The organism is Acetobacterium wieringae, from assembly GCF_026646375.1.
Lineage (GTDB): Bacteria > Bacillota > Clostridia > Eubacteriales > Eubacteriaceae > Acetobacterium > Acetobacterium wieringae_A.
The window spans coordinates 16,778-33,659 of sequence record NZ_JAIPPU010000026.1; the positions used below are offsets into that span (position 1 = coordinate 16,778).

At 38.1% G+C, this 16,882-nt stretch carries 14 protein-coding genes; all 14 read right to left on the reverse strand.

Annotated elements, in window-relative coordinates; all coding sequences use genetic code 11:
• Positions 1-30: 30 nt before the first annotated feature.
• The 14 genes from Q7P33_RS16890 to Q7P33_RS16955 all read right to left on the reverse strand — a co-directional run bounded on the left by Q7P33_RS16890 (position 31) and on the right by Q7P33_RS16955 (position 16,666).
• Entirely contained in the window at positions 31-1,143 is a 1,113-nt protein-coding gene (locus Q7P33_RS16890) for a hypothetical protein (RefSeq protein WP_303871907.1), read from the reverse strand.
• Positions 1,144-1,223: 80 nt separating this feature from the next.
• Positions 1,224-2,240, reverse strand: coding sequence for a YafY family protein (locus tag Q7P33_RS16895; protein ID WP_303871908.1), 1,017 nt, complete (start codon positions 2,238-2,240; stop codon positions 1,224-1,226).
• Positions 2,241-2,292: 52 nt separating this feature from the next.
• The gene (locus Q7P33_RS16900; RefSeq protein ID WP_303871909.1) at positions 2,293-2,502 is read right to left on the reverse strand and encodes a hypothetical protein; all 210 of its coding nucleotides are present in this window, start codon (positions 2,500-2,502) and stop codon (positions 2,293-2,295) included.
• A gap of 36 nt (positions 2,503-2,538) precedes the next feature.
• Positions 2,539-2,910, reverse strand: a complete 372-nt coding sequence (locus tag Q7P33_RS16905; protein WP_303871910.1) for a hypothetical protein — start codon at positions 2,908-2,910, stop codon at positions 2,539-2,541.
• Between the two features lie 429 nt (positions 2,911-3,339).
• On the reverse strand, positions 3,340-4,566 hold the full coding sequence (locus tag Q7P33_RS16910; protein WP_303871911.1) for a Wadjet anti-phage system protein JetD domain-containing protein: 1,227 nt from the start codon (positions 4,564-4,566) through the stop codon (positions 3,340-3,342).
• The gene (locus Q7P33_RS16915) at positions 4,550-7,873 is read right to left on the reverse strand and encodes an SbcC/MukB-like Walker B domain-containing protein (protein ID WP_303871912.1); all 3,324 of its coding nucleotides are present in this window, start codon (positions 7,871-7,873) and stop codon (positions 4,550-4,552) included. Before Q7P33_RS16915 ends, Q7P33_RS16910 begins: the two co-directional genes overlap by 17 nt.
• Positions 7,870-8,538, reverse strand: a complete 669-nt coding sequence (locus Q7P33_RS16920; RefSeq protein ID WP_303871913.1) for a DUF4194 domain-containing protein — start codon at positions 8,536-8,538, stop codon at positions 7,870-7,872. Before Q7P33_RS16920 ends, Q7P33_RS16915 begins: the two co-directional genes overlap by 4 nt.
• Positions 8,531-9,946 carry a Wadjet anti-phage system protein JetA family protein gene (locus Q7P33_RS16925; RefSeq protein ID WP_303871914.1) on the reverse strand — a complete coding sequence of 472 codons (1,416 nt, stop codon included), beginning with the start codon at positions 9,944-9,946 and terminating at the stop codon, positions 8,531-8,533. The genes Q7P33_RS16920 and Q7P33_RS16925 overlap by 8 nt, the downstream gene beginning before the upstream one ends.
• 655 nt (positions 9,947-10,601) lie before the next feature.
• The gene (locus tag Q7P33_RS16930; protein WP_303871915.1) at positions 10,602-11,021 is read right to left on the reverse strand and encodes a hypothetical protein; all 420 of its coding nucleotides are present in this window, start codon (positions 11,019-11,021) and stop codon (positions 10,602-10,604) included.
• Positions 11,021-12,544 (reverse strand): DNA methylase, encoded by a 1,524-nt coding sequence (locus Q7P33_RS16935; protein WP_369693333.1) that lies wholly within the window; start codon positions 12,542-12,544, stop codon positions 11,021-11,023. The genes Q7P33_RS16930 and Q7P33_RS16935 overlap by 1 nt, the downstream gene beginning before the upstream one ends.
• 117 nt (positions 12,545-12,661) lie before the next feature.
• Positions 12,662-14,167 carry a recombinase family protein gene (locus tag Q7P33_RS16940; RefSeq protein ID WP_303871917.1) on the reverse strand — a complete coding sequence of 502 codons (1,506 nt, stop codon included), beginning with the start codon at positions 14,165-14,167 and terminating at the stop codon, positions 12,662-12,664.
• Positions 14,100-15,296: a recombinase family protein gene (locus tag Q7P33_RS16945; RefSeq protein ID WP_303871918.1), complete on the reverse strand. Its 1,197-nt coding sequence runs from the start codon at positions 15,294-15,296 to the stop codon at positions 14,100-14,102. The genes Q7P33_RS16940 and Q7P33_RS16945 overlap by 68 nt, the downstream gene beginning before the upstream one ends.
• 1 nt (position 15,297) lies before the next feature.
• Entirely contained in the window at positions 15,298-16,284 is a 987-nt protein-coding gene (locus Q7P33_RS16950) for a recombinase family protein (RefSeq protein ID WP_303871919.1), read from the reverse strand.
• 247 nt (positions 16,285-16,531) lie between these two features.
• A complete protein-coding gene (locus Q7P33_RS16955; protein ID WP_303871920.1) occupies positions 16,532-16,666 on the reverse strand; it encodes a hypothetical protein in 135 nt (44 codons plus the stop codon).
• Positions 16,667-16,882: the final 216 nt, after the last annotated feature.

The following is a 16,882-nucleotide window of genomic DNA, read 5'->3' on the forward strand; positions in this document are numbered from 1 at the left end:
TTAGCTAATAATGTCGATCAATCAAAAAATTCATAATTTACAAAAATTTCTAATTTCATTCTCAATTTCATCAGTTATCTGATCAATATTCGGATAAACAACGATAAATGATTTGTAACTTCTTCCAGAACCCACTTTTACTCTTTCTTTACCATCTGCTAACTTGTTATCAACATTATCATTTCTGAAGGCAATTTGAATTCGATCGTTTTCTACGTACAATTTTACCAAAGTCCGACCATCTGCATCTTTAATGCTATAAGAGCCCTTTAATTTTTCAATTTTGATATCAGTATGTGGTTTGTTATAATATCTCTCTAATTCATCATATAATTTTTGATCCCAGTTTTTCATATCTGTAGTTGATATGGGGCGATCATTCGGATTTGCTCCCGTATTAGCAGGTAAACCAAGAAAATACCGTGCAGCCAGTTCAAAATAACCTTTACTTCTGTCGATCACATTATTTTGTTCCAGCATTTCATAAGATACAAGACCAAATTGATTTTTATCTTGCTTCCAGTTATCTTTCCCTATCGCAGGCAAAAGTGTTGGAACAGTAAAAGGCTTAAAATCTATTTTGTCATTCGTTAGCGCAATAAATAAAAACTCTGGATCTTTACCGAAATTGTCTGTACAAAGTTCAACAACTTTAGTTTTCTTTAATGCTCTCGCATTGTCATGGTATCTATCCTTTGCATTAATAGCATCTTCCTCAAAATATTTTATTTTTTCACTTAAATAGCCATTTTCTTTTAGTTTACAATGATAGTTTTTATTAAAACGATATCTTAGCGCCAACTGGATATTTAATTTGCTGGCGATTCCTTTATAAGAACTCGGTAAAAGATTTTCGTTTAACGCTATTGAATCATCTTCGTAGCTGTGTACTTTGGCTTCGACAAATAGCACATGTTTTTTTTCTTTTTCTTCCGCAATAATAATCAGATCTGGATCTCCAAATTGTGCAAATGAAGGTTCAACAATATAATGAAATTCTGTAACATTCTCAATCCAATTTTTTTCCTGTCCATCTTCAAATACAATCGCTTTTAAAAATTTCTTTTGCTTCTCTAAGTCTGAATCCATATCCAATAATATACTGTTCACGAGTCCCCGTTCACCATAAAATGTAATACTCACTTTTCTACCTCTTCCATCATTAAATATTATTTATATTCTTCTCTTCAAAAGCAATAAAATATTCAGGCTCTATTTTTTAATCAGACATTTTCATAAAGTTCTTTAATATCTTGCACATATACTAACAGTTTATCCCGCACGCGCTCCGGCGAAACAACTTTTAAATTCGAACCATGCTGCAAAAGCCAAAAATATAAACCATCTTCTTCATTAACACTGACGTGAACCTCATAATTATCTTCCGTTCCAATCTGTTTAAACACGAGGTCTTCACCAAAATTGTCAATCAGTACGTCAACCATATAGGCTTTCACATTCAGCACCAGTCGGATTTTCTCGCCACCATAATTGTACATACTTTTAGATATATACTCTTCAATTTTCAAAGAAGGATTATCACCAACCACCTCTTTTGCAGGTTTGACAGGCATATCGGTGATACAAAGATTTGCAATCCGATCCAGCCGATAATGGGCTAAGTTGTTATACTTATCATAATTGCAGATCAGATAATAACAATCCCCTTTCCATTTGAGCGCATAGGGATTAATCAAATATTCTTTTCCATCATATCTGCTGTGCCGCTCCAGATTTGTATCCGTATATTCATATTGAAATTTTACCTTACGCCCTTTTCGAATTGCAATCATCAGCATATCAATATGTTCCGCTACAGTTACTTTACTACTTTTGACATGAGATTTCACTGATATCACAGTCTGTAGCACCTTTTTGCTTTCAGCACTGGCAAGCATTCTTAACCGATCACTTAAGGACTTTGATTTTAGTTCAGTTAAAAATTTTGCCTGCCAGACAGCATCGATCAACACTTTTAGCTCCCAGTCCTCAAAACTACGACTATTCATATAATAACCTTTTCGGTTATCCTCCGACAACATGATTTCATAACCTTCATCACTCTCATTATTATAATATTCTTTTAAAATATTGATATCACTGCACACTGCTTTGCGACTTGCTTCAAGCCCTGCCAATTTCAGCTTTTCACAAATTTGATTTGATGTCAGTGGATGATTTTCATCCGTTTCTTTGAGAATATCTAATATTTTTAATAGTTTTAACTTTGTATCCCCCATAACAATCAACACCTTTCTCTTTTTCTATTTACTGCTAATTTTATTATAAGGACTATATGAGGTTATCTTTCTCATTTTGTATATTTTGATCCATTTCACCGGCCTGCTCATCGCTTTTTTCTTTTTGTTTTTGCGACAGGCAGATGAGGATCGTATTGATAATCGCTACCAAAAGCCACCAAAAACTATACCCATTTACTAAAAGCATGAATAAACTGATTACCAAAAAAAATATCGCTGATTTGTCAACATTATTTTTCATTTTTCCACCTTACCGTCTTTCTTTTAAATCTGCTGATCAATAAATTTCAATCACTTTGGAACAATATCTTTCATAACTGGTTTTCAACAGAATAGGTAACTTTTGTTCCAGAACTGAAAAATCAGAATATGCTAAGAACAGCTCTTTACTCAACTCTTTTGGAATGCTGACATCTTTGATAAAAATAATCGTCTCCGCGGTATTCTCACCCACATCAATATAAAAATCAAACAAAATTTCCAGGTCTTTGTTATCCAGTTTCCATGGATTGATTATATATGCGAATCCTGGATAAGCAATGATATCTGTAAACACATCCGCTAGGGATAGGTCGGTATCTTGTGGTAAATTCCTGACTATACTTTCCATTTCCTGTGGTTCTAAGCCAAACACTACTGCACTTCTCATTCTTCTTCCTTGTTTCTTAAAATTTGAAATACTACACAAAAGATTTTCGGATCGCTGCGGCTATCTTTCACCAATGTGTTTGAAAGCTGATAGGAAAACTATCATTATTAGAACTTCATCTAACAATTCTAGTATAGCACTTAAGGTATCCCAAATTTGTCATAGGTTGCTTTTATATTCTATTTTCTTATAATGAGGTTTCTGAATTTGATTTAAAAAAAGCCACCAGCATATGACTGGCAGCAATTTTAGTTGTCGGCAGTGAATAGGATCCGCCTAACGATGTTTTTATTTATCAAGTCACATACTTTAAATAATAGGTTCTCGTTTGAAGCACGTCGGTATCATTAAAATCTTACGTCATCGTGTTACAAATTTGCCTGATCTCTGCATATCTAATATTAGAGTATTTCAAATCTAGCTAATCTTTTAAGATTCAGATTGCATCAGATCTAAACTGATTATTTCCTGTTCAAGTTTTACGTTGTGATGGAGCATATACTGGATTGTATCTGCATATAGGATCATATTCTTTAATTCTTGTAATCTCACAACATCGGTGTCAGTTAATTGCTGAAGACAACTGCTGTATTGAGGCTGAGACAATTCAAATTGTGACATACAAAACAGTTTGAAATCAACGCCAGTGATGTCACACAGGTTATGATGTATCCAAAAGCCACCGGCATCAATATCCCCGAAGTGCAAAAATTGCAAATCTGGATTATCAGCATGAACCTTCTTTATAAAATCGCGCTGGTGCCGGTTTGCATAGCCGCCTAGGAAAAAAACTACGGTATCATCTGCAGAATATCGTAAATATGAAGTTCTGTTTTCAATCGTCATAAATTTGGGGGCATCTATACAGATTGTTTCAATGCGATTAAGGCTTTCTGTATTAAGTTCAATCCCTTCTGGCAAAAGACTTAAATCTAGTTCTTTTTCATTAATGATCAGTCGGTAGTTACCTTTAATACAGAATTTAAGTGGTTCTTTACTTATAGAGTACTTAACCAAGATTTCATCAATCTGTTGATCAGATTCACATGGCGTATTTTTATATTTTCGAATCATCAGGCAGACAGGCTTAAGCGTGTTTTCCTCAAAGTACTTTGAATTCCCATATACCTTCATAGAAACTTCACGGACATATAAGTCAGTCTGATTATTCTCGATAAATGCAACGGCCCCCAATATTTTAGGAATCAGCTCATAGTTGGCTGGTATTTTATTTGTTTCAGTTATTTGCTTCTGTAATCTATCACACTCATGTCTGCAAATATCTGATGCATTCCGGTACTGCTCAATAGTAGCAAGTAGTACGTCTTTCTTTACACGTTTTGGTATAAAAGAGAACTCTTTATGCAAATAATCTTCAACCTGATCGATTTGATCATCAACCAGATAAATGGATATTATGGATGTGCCGAATTTCTCACGTTCATAAGTCAAAAATCCCAGTTGAGAGAGGTTTTCGACTTCATCATTAATCGCTGAGATGATATCGTAGTCACCGTCGTTTGCATAATACTTTTTGTAGAGCATTTCAGGTTTAACCTGAGTTCTCTTAGTGACCTTATTGGTGTTACTATCTTTTTTACTATTCCGATATTTATCCACCAATATCTTCAGTATTTTTTCATCCCACTTGTTCATAAACCACATCCTTGAATTTAATAATACCAATTTCAATTGAATCAGCACTTGTTTTTAATACCGGTAGAATGACATTACATTCATTCCCGATGAGTTCCGTTTTATCCGGAGCACAAAATACCATCTGGAGCTTTTGTGATTTCATAAAATCAAGCATGATCTTGACATTTGAAGCGTCCATCTTCGCAAATGGCTCGTCGATAAACACCAATCTCGTTGAATTGAGCTTATTATTATAAACCATGAGAATTGCCGATAATAAAATCAGCAAATATGGAATTTGTACTTCAGCACCGGAGTTATAGCCAGACTGTCTTGACAATTTTGCTTTGGTTAAAACATCATTGGTAATCAGAATCTCATAAGTCATGTAATTGCGATAATCTGCGTATTTTTCTATTTCTTCCTTATCATTGCTGGCAATTATCTGGTTAATAATGCTATGGATATCCTTTTCCAGCTCAGCACCCATTTCGTCCGTATAGGTTGCAGATTCGGGCAGGTATAATGTAGTTTGATTGCTGGTAGTAAGTCCTAGAGCTTCACGCTCTTTTAGAAACCTAGCGTATTCAAGAATTTTTTCATATGCTGATCCATCTTTGACAAACTTTACTTCAAACTCATATTTCGAAGTAAATCTTAGTCTTGAAAGTTCGGTATTGATGAGTTTCAAATCATCTTGTGCGCTATCGCAGGACTTTAAGACAGTCAGAACAAATTCGTTTTTAAAAATTTCTTCATAGCGTTTCGTCTGCACCGCCAGCTTAGAAATGATCTCTTGATAGTCATCAATCCAAATCTGATTCTTTCTTTCCTCATAAGCAGCATACTGGTCCTCACCTATTTCCAGTCGGTTATCAGCCGGTCTTTTTGAGTTGTAAGCATACTGAGCAGCATGCAGCCCTTTGTCCGCGTCTCTTAGTTCTCGATCTCTACGACTTCGATCTCCATATGGACCACCATCACCAGTTTTACCTTTTAGTATCCATTTATTACAGTTAGCAATAGCTGCTTCATACAGTTCATAATTATGTTGCTGATACACTGCCATCTGACTCATGCACTCTTTAAAATCATTATCAGCTATTTTCTTTTTATCAACATTCGTTTCATACTGCGTTCTCATTTCTGCCTGTGACTTGTAAATATCCTGACGATAATTATTGTTAGACAGGCGTTCTTCTTCATACTGCTTAAGTAGTTGTATTAACGCAATATATTCCTGATTATGCTGCTGGGCATTTTTCAATCGTTTAAGTTCCTCATAAGCCGCATTATAGCGTATTAAAATATCATCGTATTTTTGGTTAGCATCGTAATTATATTTATCAAAAAACTTCAATGCGGTTTCCAAATAACTTTTAGCACTTTCGTATTGGCGTTTTCTTCCAAACAATTCATTGATTTCCTGGCTGATCAATTGCAACTTTTTTTCTGCTCGTACCCGGTTTAAGTCGATGGTTTCCTGGCCTAAGCTGTAAGACCGGATTCGGTTGAAGTCAAGAAAGTAACTGCTCATTGAAGCAGATACTCGGCCTTCCTTCGAAAGAGCGTCTTCGAAATTTCGAACTTCGTTTATATCAACTGCATGAATACGTCCCAGCTGATAGTCAAAGTACCGTTTGGCCACTGGATTAATGATCTCCAGATAATGAACGACTGAGTTTTCCTCGGGTATTCGCATATGCTTATTCATCAGCAACTTTGTATTAAATAAACGCGCGTATTTGTTTTTGGTGTGGTTTAAAACATCATCTGCAATAGTGTAATGTTCTGGATCAACAAGAATGGTATATCGTCTCTGGCCTAGAAAAGACTCAATAGCATCTCGCCAATCTTCATTAATAAGTGTTTTGACATACTCACAGGCAAATTTCGCTTCAGATTGAATGCCATTATTTTTAAAGACTTTGTTTATTTCCGATTTTAAAGCAACGAAGTCAGGAATGTCTGAAAAAACAGTCTTTTTGGCTTTATAGTCGTCGATTAACCGTTTTTGCCTGTTTTGTTCCTGATTATTTTTCTCGATATGTTTTTTTAATTCATCAATAATGATAATCAAGGCATCGCGTTCATCGTTGATCACATTAAAAAAAGCATCAACAGCAACCTGCTTCTGAGCGGCAGTATGTTGATCGGATGTGAGTGACAATAAAACATCATGTTTAGGGATCTCAATATTGCGGTTTTTAAGCCACTCAATCAATTCAAGCAACTTTTGCTGGAAAGTCGCTAACCGATCTTTTTCATGCAATAAACTGTTTTTCTGATTGGCCAGCTGACTGATCTGGTCCTGAGCTGCGTCAATTGCTTTAGTACAGTCCATTTCCTTTAAACTATCATTGACCTTCTCAAGCTTATTTCTGAGATCGATGTCTTCAGCGTTAATTTGCTTAAGGCGGTCTTCATCCACCACCAACTGCTGGCTGGCTACTTCAATTAGATGCTTTGCCTCATCTATGACTGCTTGGGTTTCAAGCGATTTGATATGCGCCAGTTTAACATCATCAGAAAAGATTCGGTCTTTGATATTCTGTAGACTTTCATATAAGGCACTAATAGTTTCGAGTTCCTTAATTTCATCATCGATTTTTTCAAAGGTCATCTTCAATGAATCGATGTTGTTATTGGCTTCGATTAATTTAGAGAAATCCACGATTTTTGCTTCAAGAACACTTTCCCTGATAAACTGATCAATTTTGGAATTCGGATCATAGGACATAATGCTGCGCAGTTTCCTACGAAATGGTTTAAGTTGTGATTCACTGAGACGCAAACCGGTTCGCTGCGTAAACTTAACGGTTCCGTCTGTGGCATCAAGTAACTTGAGACTATACTTTTTCTGAAGCTCCTTACCGTTATAGGACATAAGGTCGTTATTTTCGATATAGGTGTGTTCTAAATCACAGAGATTGACATCTTCAATAATATACCGGTTTGTTTTAGTGTTATTGGCAAGGTTAGTTTCAATAACGGTCCCAAGGACGAAACTTCTCTCCATTTCTTCTTCAAACATTTCCAGTACAACATGCGTGATAATCGTTGGCCATTGATCGGCAGGCCGGATGCAAGTGCCTGATGTAGCATCTTTAAAACCTCTAGTATAAGAAGGCAGTGTTCGGCTGCCGGTATTTTCCGTTGATTTGTTAAACACCGTATCCCCATATAATGCATATTTGATAGCATCCAGTAACACAGATTTTCCGTTTCCGTTTTGGCCAGCAATTAATGTAAAGTCCCCAATTGGCATCGTTACGTTGTTAAAACCATACCAATTAATCAGACGAACGGCTTTTAACTTAATCATTCTTCCTCCATATCTTCGATCTGTTCTTCAACTATGTATTCATCCTGATCGTCGCATAAACCTTCGCTATCTTCGTATGACGGCACATCATTTAAATATTGTGCCGATAACTCTTTAAACTGGACAATGTCCCATCCAAATTGGAGTGACGGATACAAAGTAATAATGGCTTCTTCTGTCTTATCCTTCTCATCGAAATTAATTAAACTGTATTTTTTAAACAGTGCCAGAGCTGTCGACAATTTGCGCTTATCAATATCAACAGCATAAGCTTTAATTTTGTCAATCAGATCGCCACGCATAACCAGATTTTCTTCGTTATATCCAAGGTTTTCCAAATACACAGACCAGAGCACTAATAGCAGATGGTACTGCTCTGTTGTAAAGGTGACAACATTACTTCTTTTAAGCCCCGTTACTTCAAGATCCGCTTCATAAGGTTTAAGCATAGCAATTTTGACATTTGTATCAACTAGTACATCAAAACCGGCCATTCTTAAATAGTCGGAAATATCCTTCCTGTTCGATTCTCTAGCGATAAATTTATAAAGTCGTTCGTCCTTTTCACCGACAATAAACGTCGAATCTAGGAGTTTCCGAACACACCGTTTAAATAAATCGATATTATCTTCTTTTATTGAAATTTCAAGTTTAATATCACTCATTTTCTTCAGTCTTCCTTTTTACACAAATATCGCTGATACTAGCAAAATCGGTTTCAATCATTCCATCCAAAAAACGGACGCTATAAGGGAAATCGTTTGAATTTGAATAGATAATACTGGATGCCATCATTAATACATCATCCTTGTTTTTAATTTTTACTTCGCTGGTGGTAAGGCAATTCCGATCCTGAAGCAAATTCTTAAAGTAATGGGCAACTTTGTCAACGCTATATCGGTCCTTGTTTTCTAAAACGTCCTGAGTCATTTTTATTTTTTCTTCCTCAGTTAAAATAGAAGGAATAATTGCCCCACGTTTGATATTGGGATTGCGCTTGCGTCTTCTCTCAATAGATTTATGCCCAATGTACTGGTAAGACAAAAGGTGATATCCTTCAGATATTTGAGAAAGTGCCCTTTGTCTGTTTTCTTTATCCATATCTTTAAGGTGCATTAGCAGGTCATTTAAGTAGGTTTGGATATTAGTATTGTTACTTAAAACCATTAGCATTCGCGTTGAATAGAGGTTGTAATAATTATTGATTTTTTTATCGATATAATCCATTTCATGAGCATAGTCATGATAAATAAAATCTCTGATGACATCAAATTGGCTATCGATTACCACCTTAGCTTGATACGAGTCAACATTTTTCAGACTCTCATATTCACTGATCATTTTGTCATATACGTCTATTTTAACAACCTGTCTCAGCATTTTTTCTATTTCAGCAACGTATCCAGGAATCAAGCCATCCCTTTTGATAAAAAAGTAATCCTTGAAAAAGATATTCAGCATTTCGTCTTTGATGAAAAATTGGCCAAATTTGTTGACCTCTGAAATATCGATGATGATTCGCATGATCGTCCGTATACTGTCTTTTAAGCTAAATAGTTCGCTTTTCAAATCAGAAACACTATCAAGAAGCGGTAATAGGATATTAGAATAAGGTCGAATGGTCCGACCATGATCACGTTCTAAGGCTGATTTTAAAGTGTCATAAATTGAAAAGATGTGATTGGTTAAGTCGCCGCGGGTTTCGCGTTTGAAAATGCGTTCAATCGCATCGATCAACTTTCGACAATAGGGCGTCACAGTCGCAATATTATCACCATTTCGCCCAATTTCCGGTTCAGAGATCCAGCTGCAATCCCGAAAATATTTTAAAATTGCACTGGCGTTCTCACTTTCGGTCCGATTGTTATTGAAGATGTCATCCTCCTGATCAACAGAAATGTTACTGTTTCGAAGATAAAGGATCAGGCTATCTCTGACATCTTGTTCATAAAGTAGTGATACTTGCTTTGATGTCTCGATGATCTTTAAAATACACTCATAATAAAGTCTCCGATTTTTACAGCATAGCGGATTAAAGAAACGGTCATATTGTGCATCTTCAAATAAAAACATTGTTTCCCCTTTCTCTGAATGTATATCAAAAATAACGAGCGCACTTTTACTCTTTAAATATCCCATAATTTTAAGAGCCAAAACATCATTTACAGCTTCTCTTAAATACACATCTTATTGATTTAATTACAACACTGACTATCTTCCACAGCTTTTGAAGTAGAAATTTTCAAATTGTATCCTTTATATTTATACTTAATTTTAAGCTTGATTGCATTCGATTTCAAGGTATTAATTGATTTTTGGGCAAAAAAAATAACAGCAAATCATAATGATGATTCGCTGTAAATTTTTAGATTATATATTTATTTTTCTTTACACATTTATGAGCATTTAATCTTTTTTTCATACTTTTACTCTACACTAAAAATCACATCTACTTCACTATTTTCATCGATGCAAATGTGAGCCAATGTATGTCTTATCACCTTTGGCCTGATTTCTTCTATCGTTCTATACACCTTAACAAACTCTTGTGTTCCCCTGCCCGATAATCTTTCAAAACATCGTAGCTCGGTTTTATTTCTTCCGTATGAGCTACCAGGTAATTCCAGACGTTGATGAATAATTCTTCAATATAATCGACTTTATTTTGATATCGGTACAATAAATTTCTATTTGTACTGGAATCAGCCAGAGCTGCAAAGCATATAACTCAGTCCAGCTCCGAAAACAATTCCCCATTTATTTCAAAGATATTCTCTGTCGGAATTTTGATTTTGTCCTTCATCACAATTATATGATCATAAACATCAATCTTTATGACTATACCAGCGACGGTGATATAGCTGCCACCGTCTTTCATCTCGTCCGACAGAAAGTATGTGATGGAGACTTCGGGCTGGCTGGCAATCTGTTTGGCCAGCAGATTCAACCGCAGTTCAATATCTGCTTTGGCATCCTCTGTCAGCTCCTTGCGATCCCGTGTGAGCCGAGCTGTTTCCACGATAGCTTCCCCATGTTTGGTAAGTGCTGCAAAGGGCGAAAACTGCGCCGCTCGATCGGTAATTTGCATACGGGGGCGGGTAGCCGAAACGTAATGAGGCAGGTGGATAATGTCATCATATGAACCCATTATGCTTTATGTCCTCCGATTTGGTCATTTCGATCCCTGGTGGTGGCTCCTTCTTGCAGATTCATGCCCTTGAGGATTGCGTTCTTGCCAAATTTTTTCTTGATGTCCAGGATGGATTTTTGCATCTCTTTCTCTCTTTCAAGCTCTAATTCTTCCGCTGCCTGCTGCTTTTCCAAGGCAGCATAATCGGTAAAAAGGTCGAGTTGTTGGTATGAAGCAGCTTTGGGCGCAGATACTTCGGGGATAACATGGTTTGCGGTTATATTCACTCGGCGCACCAGCAGTCGCTTATCTATAATGCGGTCAAAGAGCATTGTAACCGCATCAATTATGCACTTGGACGAGGACGTGTGCCTACCAAGATTCTCGGTGCCATGGGCATGTTTAGGGAGCTGCCGGCCATAGTGGTCTGTGGTGACTTCACCCTTATACGATTGCCTGAGTTCTGGGTCCTGCAAATTTTGGATGTCATAACCGGCTGTTAATACCAACTGATCCGTTACCATTTGCTTGTCAACCAAATTCAAGGCCAGAAGATCGGCCATCTCCCGTACGATGATCCTGGCTTTATCGACGGGATAAGGGTACTGTAAGACCTGACCGGAGCTAATGCTGTTAGTTGTTGGCTTATAGGCTTTAACATCTGCAATGGTGCATGGTTCCCAGCCCCAGGCATGATCGATGAGCAGCTCCGCATTTACGCCAAACAACTTGTAGAGCAGGGCTTCATTATAAAAATCCCCTGTTTTCCCGAGGGAACACCTGGCCACATCGCCCATCGTTAAAAGGCCGTGAGACTCGAGCTTTTTGGCGGTAGCCTTGCCTACTCGCCAGAAATCGGTCAGAGGCCGATGGTCCCATAGGGATTGGCGATAACTCATCTCGGTAAGCTCAGCAATACGAACACCGTTTTTATCCGGTTTGACATGCTTGGCTCCGATGTCCATAGCAATCTTGGCGAGATACAAATTTGTACCGATGCCCGCTGCAGCTGTGATGCCCGTGGTTTTCAATACATCCCGAATGATTTTCATGGTCAGTTCACGAGCAGTCAGCTTGTAGGTATTCAGATAATTTGTCACATCCATGAAAACCTCATCGATGGAATACACATGAATATCTTCAGGAGCGATATATTTGAGATATACATTGTAAATACGTGTGCTATAATCAACATACAGCTCCATGCGAGGCGAGGCTACGATGTAATCCAGTTCCAGTTCCGGTGATGATTGAAGTTCTGAATCATCATAAGAGGAACCGGTAAAAACGCGATTTGGTGCCTTTTGCTGCCGTTTGGCATTGGCTTCTTTCACCTTCTGCACCACCTCAAACAACCTTGCTCTACCGGAAATACCGTGGGTTTTCAGGGGTGGCGACACCGCAAGGCAAATGGTTTTTTCTGTTCGAGCAGCGTCGGCCACCACCAAGTTTGTGGACAGTGGATCGAGCTGACGTTCGATACACTCCACTGAAGCGTAAAAACTTTTCAGATCTATGGCAATATATGTTCTGTTTTTCACACTCATAGCCCCTTTTTTTTACTTTTTTAGGTTACATATTATACCACATTCTGCTTCAAATTATACCGACGAGAGGGGTCAATTGTCCCCCTATGAAGAAGGTTTTGAAAAAGTTTTTTATTTTTTCAAACCCTTCCCCCCAAATAAAAATATCACATCAACTTCGCCGTTTCCGCCAACGCAGATGTGATCCAATGTTTGTCTGACCAGCTCCGGTCTGATTTCATCAATCTTGCCATATTCCGCTAACAAGCGCTTAAGCTCCCCTGCCCGATAATCTTTCAAAGCATCCCGGCTCGGTTTTATTTCTTCCGGATGGTCCACCAGGTGGTTCCAGGCGTTTATGAATAGTGTTTCGATAAAATCGGCTTTTACTTTAACATCGGTACAATACATTTCTCTTGGAGATTGATCACTTAACCATCGGATATTTTGGGAACGATCAGCCCATAGCTTTCTCGGAGGCGGAGTATACAACTTCCCCTCAATCAGCGTTCCCTTTTTACCTTGAAAGGTTTTACATCGCCAGTATTTCTTACCTTCATTATCAGTTAGCTGCATAAAGGTACTGCCGCAGGTTCCACATGTGATTCTGCCGGCAAAAGGAAATCGATCACTTTGATTATGGTATCGACCATTTGTGATGTGATGATCTTTACAGTATTGTTCTTGCCGCATAAATTCAAGCTGGACCAGGTCCCATATTGGTTTTTCAATAATCGCTGGATGGGTATCTTCAACATAAGGTTTCGGTAATTCGCCCTGATTCTTGGCTCGTTTCTTGGTCAAACAGCAGGTATTGTAGGTTTTTTGAAACTGCGTGTCGCCTTTATATTTCTCATTGATCAATACTTTTTTAATATGGCTTGGACACCAGCCTTTTCCACCATAAGCCATTGGTACTTTTTCATCTGTCAGTCGTTTTGCGATTTGATACCCACCATAGCCGTCCAGAAATTCCTGATAAATGCGCCGGACAATGACCGCCTGCTCTTGATTTATTACCAGATTGCCTTCATCATCTTTATTGTAACCCAGAAACTTTCCACTGGGAATACTTTTGATGTTGCCCCGCTCATACTGCTTATGAATCCCCCATTTCACATTGTCCGATTGTGTCTGGCTTTCATTTTGAGCAACCGCTAAAATCAGGGTGAGTAGCACCTCCCCCTCGCTTTTGATGGTATGGATGTTTTCTTTTTCTAAATATACATCAATCCCCAGTTCACTAAGTTCCCGAATGCAGTTAAGGCAATCCAGGGTATTTCGTCCAAACCGGGAAACCGATTTTGTGATGATCATCTCGAACTTGTGCTCCCTGGCATCGGCCATCATTTGGTTGAAGGCTTCTCTTTTTTTAAGGCTGGTACCCGATATTCCTTCATCCGCATAAATCCCTGAAAAAATATAATCCTCATTTTCCTGCAGCTGTCGATTATAGTAATCAACCTGGGCTGCATAACTGGATGCCTGCTCATTGCTTCCGCTGGAAACCCGACAATAGGCGGCGACGTGAAGCTTCTTTTTAGTCTCATCTGCACAAGCCTCAACTTCTTCATTGCTCTTTGCTGACGGGTCTAAGCGAAAAATCTTTCTTGGTTTTTGGGTGATGGTTTTTTCCATGACACTGCTCCTCTACAATTATTTGCATTTCAGTATTTAATAAATTCTGGTCTTCCAAAAGTTCTATTAAAATCTTTTCCTTTGGCCGAACGCCCTTACAAACGGATTTTCCTTGATGCATATATGTTTGGCAAATCCAAAAGATTTGTTTCTTAAAACCTGTGACGCGAATCAGGGTTTGGAGACAATAAGGGCAAATGAATCGGCCGGAAAATGGGTAGGTCTTTTTTGAACGAGTTTTTCTTAATTCCTGTGCTTTAAACCAGTCCGCCTGATCGATAATTGGCGGGAAACAACCACGCACATAATATTTATTTTTTTGTCCTTTATTCCTTTTCTGGTTTCCTTTCTCATCAACAAACGATTTTTGAAGAAGGCAATCCCCCATATACTTTTCATTTGAGATAACCCGAAGGATTCTTTCCGAGATCCAAACCCTTTTAAATTCAATCGGTACTTTTTCTTCATTAAAGTCTTTCGCAATCTGAAAACCAGAAATTCCCGATAAATAGCGTTTAAAGATTAATCTGACAATGTCAGCTTCGTCGGGCTTTATCACAGGATTCCGATTCTTATCAGAAGTGTAGCCAAAGACACGGTCCGGACTGTGTAACGTCTTTCCTGCCTGGTAGTTCTTTTGAATGGACCACTTGATGTTCTGGCTTACCGATTTTCGTTCTGCTTCAGCCAGTGACCCAAGGACTGTCAGCATTAACTCCCCTTCAGCATGAAGGGTATTAATGTGGTTTTCTTCAAAAATCACACCAACGTTTAACTGTTTTAATTCCCGGATTGTTTCAAGCAGAAACATCGTATTTCTGGCAAACCGGGAAATGGTTTTTGTGATGATTAAATCAATTTTTTGATTTCTTGCTGCCTCCATCATGGCATTAAATCCTGGTCGATCATTCTTTGCACCGGACACTCCGGCATCTGAATAGATACCACAAAACTCATAATCCGGATGTGAAGTGATTAGACGTTTGAAATACTGCTCCTGGTTTTCCAATGAATTCAGCTGCAGATCGTGACCGGTTGATACCCGAATATAGGCGCAGACCCGCTTGAGCTGATGATGAGAAATCCCCTTTCTTTTAGTGATCGTTTTAACTTCGCGTGTTTCAGCCATATCATATTCCTTTCATTGGCCATTTTATCTCCGCTCCATCTTTAAACCGAAAGTTGACTTCATCTTTGGAAAGAACAACCATCTCTAAAATAGTCCGACGCCAGAGGGTTTCATCAAAATCTGTGAGTAGCTGGTCGCGTTTTTCAAGAATATCCAGAAAGTCATGAATCTGATTCTTCTGGGCCTCCCGTTTTCTGATTTCTTCAGTTAAGGCCATATGGCGATTGCGAAGTTTATCATAGCTCTCAGCATAGGTGTTGTACCGGCGCTGGTATTCCTCCTGGTCCATCGCTACCCGGGTGTTTTCACTGACAAAGGCATCAACCATCATTTCAATGGAGCTGCATTCCTCATCGACTTGCTTCAGTTCTTCCTTTAAATTCTGACAATCTGTTAGCTTCTCAATCATAAGGCGGTAATTCTTAAATATCTCTGTTTTATTTTTAATGAGGTGATTCATGACTTCCACGAATAGTTTTTTAATGGTTTCATCATACAAGTGCGGTGTGTTGCATTTGTCTTTTTCCTTAAACTTGTTATTGCACTGCCAGACAGTATGCTGATATTTGCTACCAGAATGCCAGACTTTGCTACCATAGGCACTGCCACAATCGCCGCAAATAATCCGGCTGGAGAAACAACTTTGACAAGCTGTATAACCGCCTTTTGATTTTCTTCTAGCAAACTCCTCCTGCACCAGGCCAAAGGTTTCTGGTGGAATGATCGCTGGGTGACTGTTTTCAACGTAATATTGGGGAACTTCCCCCTCGTTGGTCTTTGTTTTTTTAGTCAAGAAGTCCGTCGTGTAGCGTTTTTGCAGTATTGCATCGCCCTTGTATTTCTCATTTTTAAGAATGCTGATTACCGTTGACACTGGCCATTTTTGTCTTTTCGTTGGGCTTAAAATTTTTAATGCCATCAACTGTTTGGCAATAGATGAAGGGGTATGCCCTTCCAGAAAAAGCTTATAAATGAGTCGGATTGTCATTGCTTCTTCCTCAATAATCTGTGGTAATCCATTCTCCCCTTTTACATATCCTAAGAAGCTCTTGTAAGGTAGGGAAATATTTCCGTCGGAAAAACTTTTTCGTTTCCCCCACGTCACATTTTCTGAAATTGAGCGGCTTTCGTCTTGTCTAAGAACGTAAAAAATAATACAATTTAGCGTAATTCGAATTACGCTAAATTGTATTAGAACGCTAAAATGTGCGTTTCTATTAATAGCAAGATATTATTTATTTCTGATTAAAAACATTATTTGTAAAACCTGGCGCAATAGCTCTTTTTTTATCAATTTGAATTTTAATTCCTTCTAATCGATACCCGTAACCGGCTGTCCCAGCATCAGCACCATTCTTAACCCATCCCATCCAACCAACATTTTGAGCGTGTACACGATAATAAAAATCATATCTATCAGCTACTTTTCCTTAAGTTCCAGACATCTCTCCATTAAAAATATTATCCTGCAGCCAATGTCTTCTACATGTGTAGAATAAGCCGCCTCTACTCCTAAGAAAACATGTCAAAATATAATGTACACGCTTGTCAAGACACAAAATGAAAAAACGTTAGTTATGACTCCT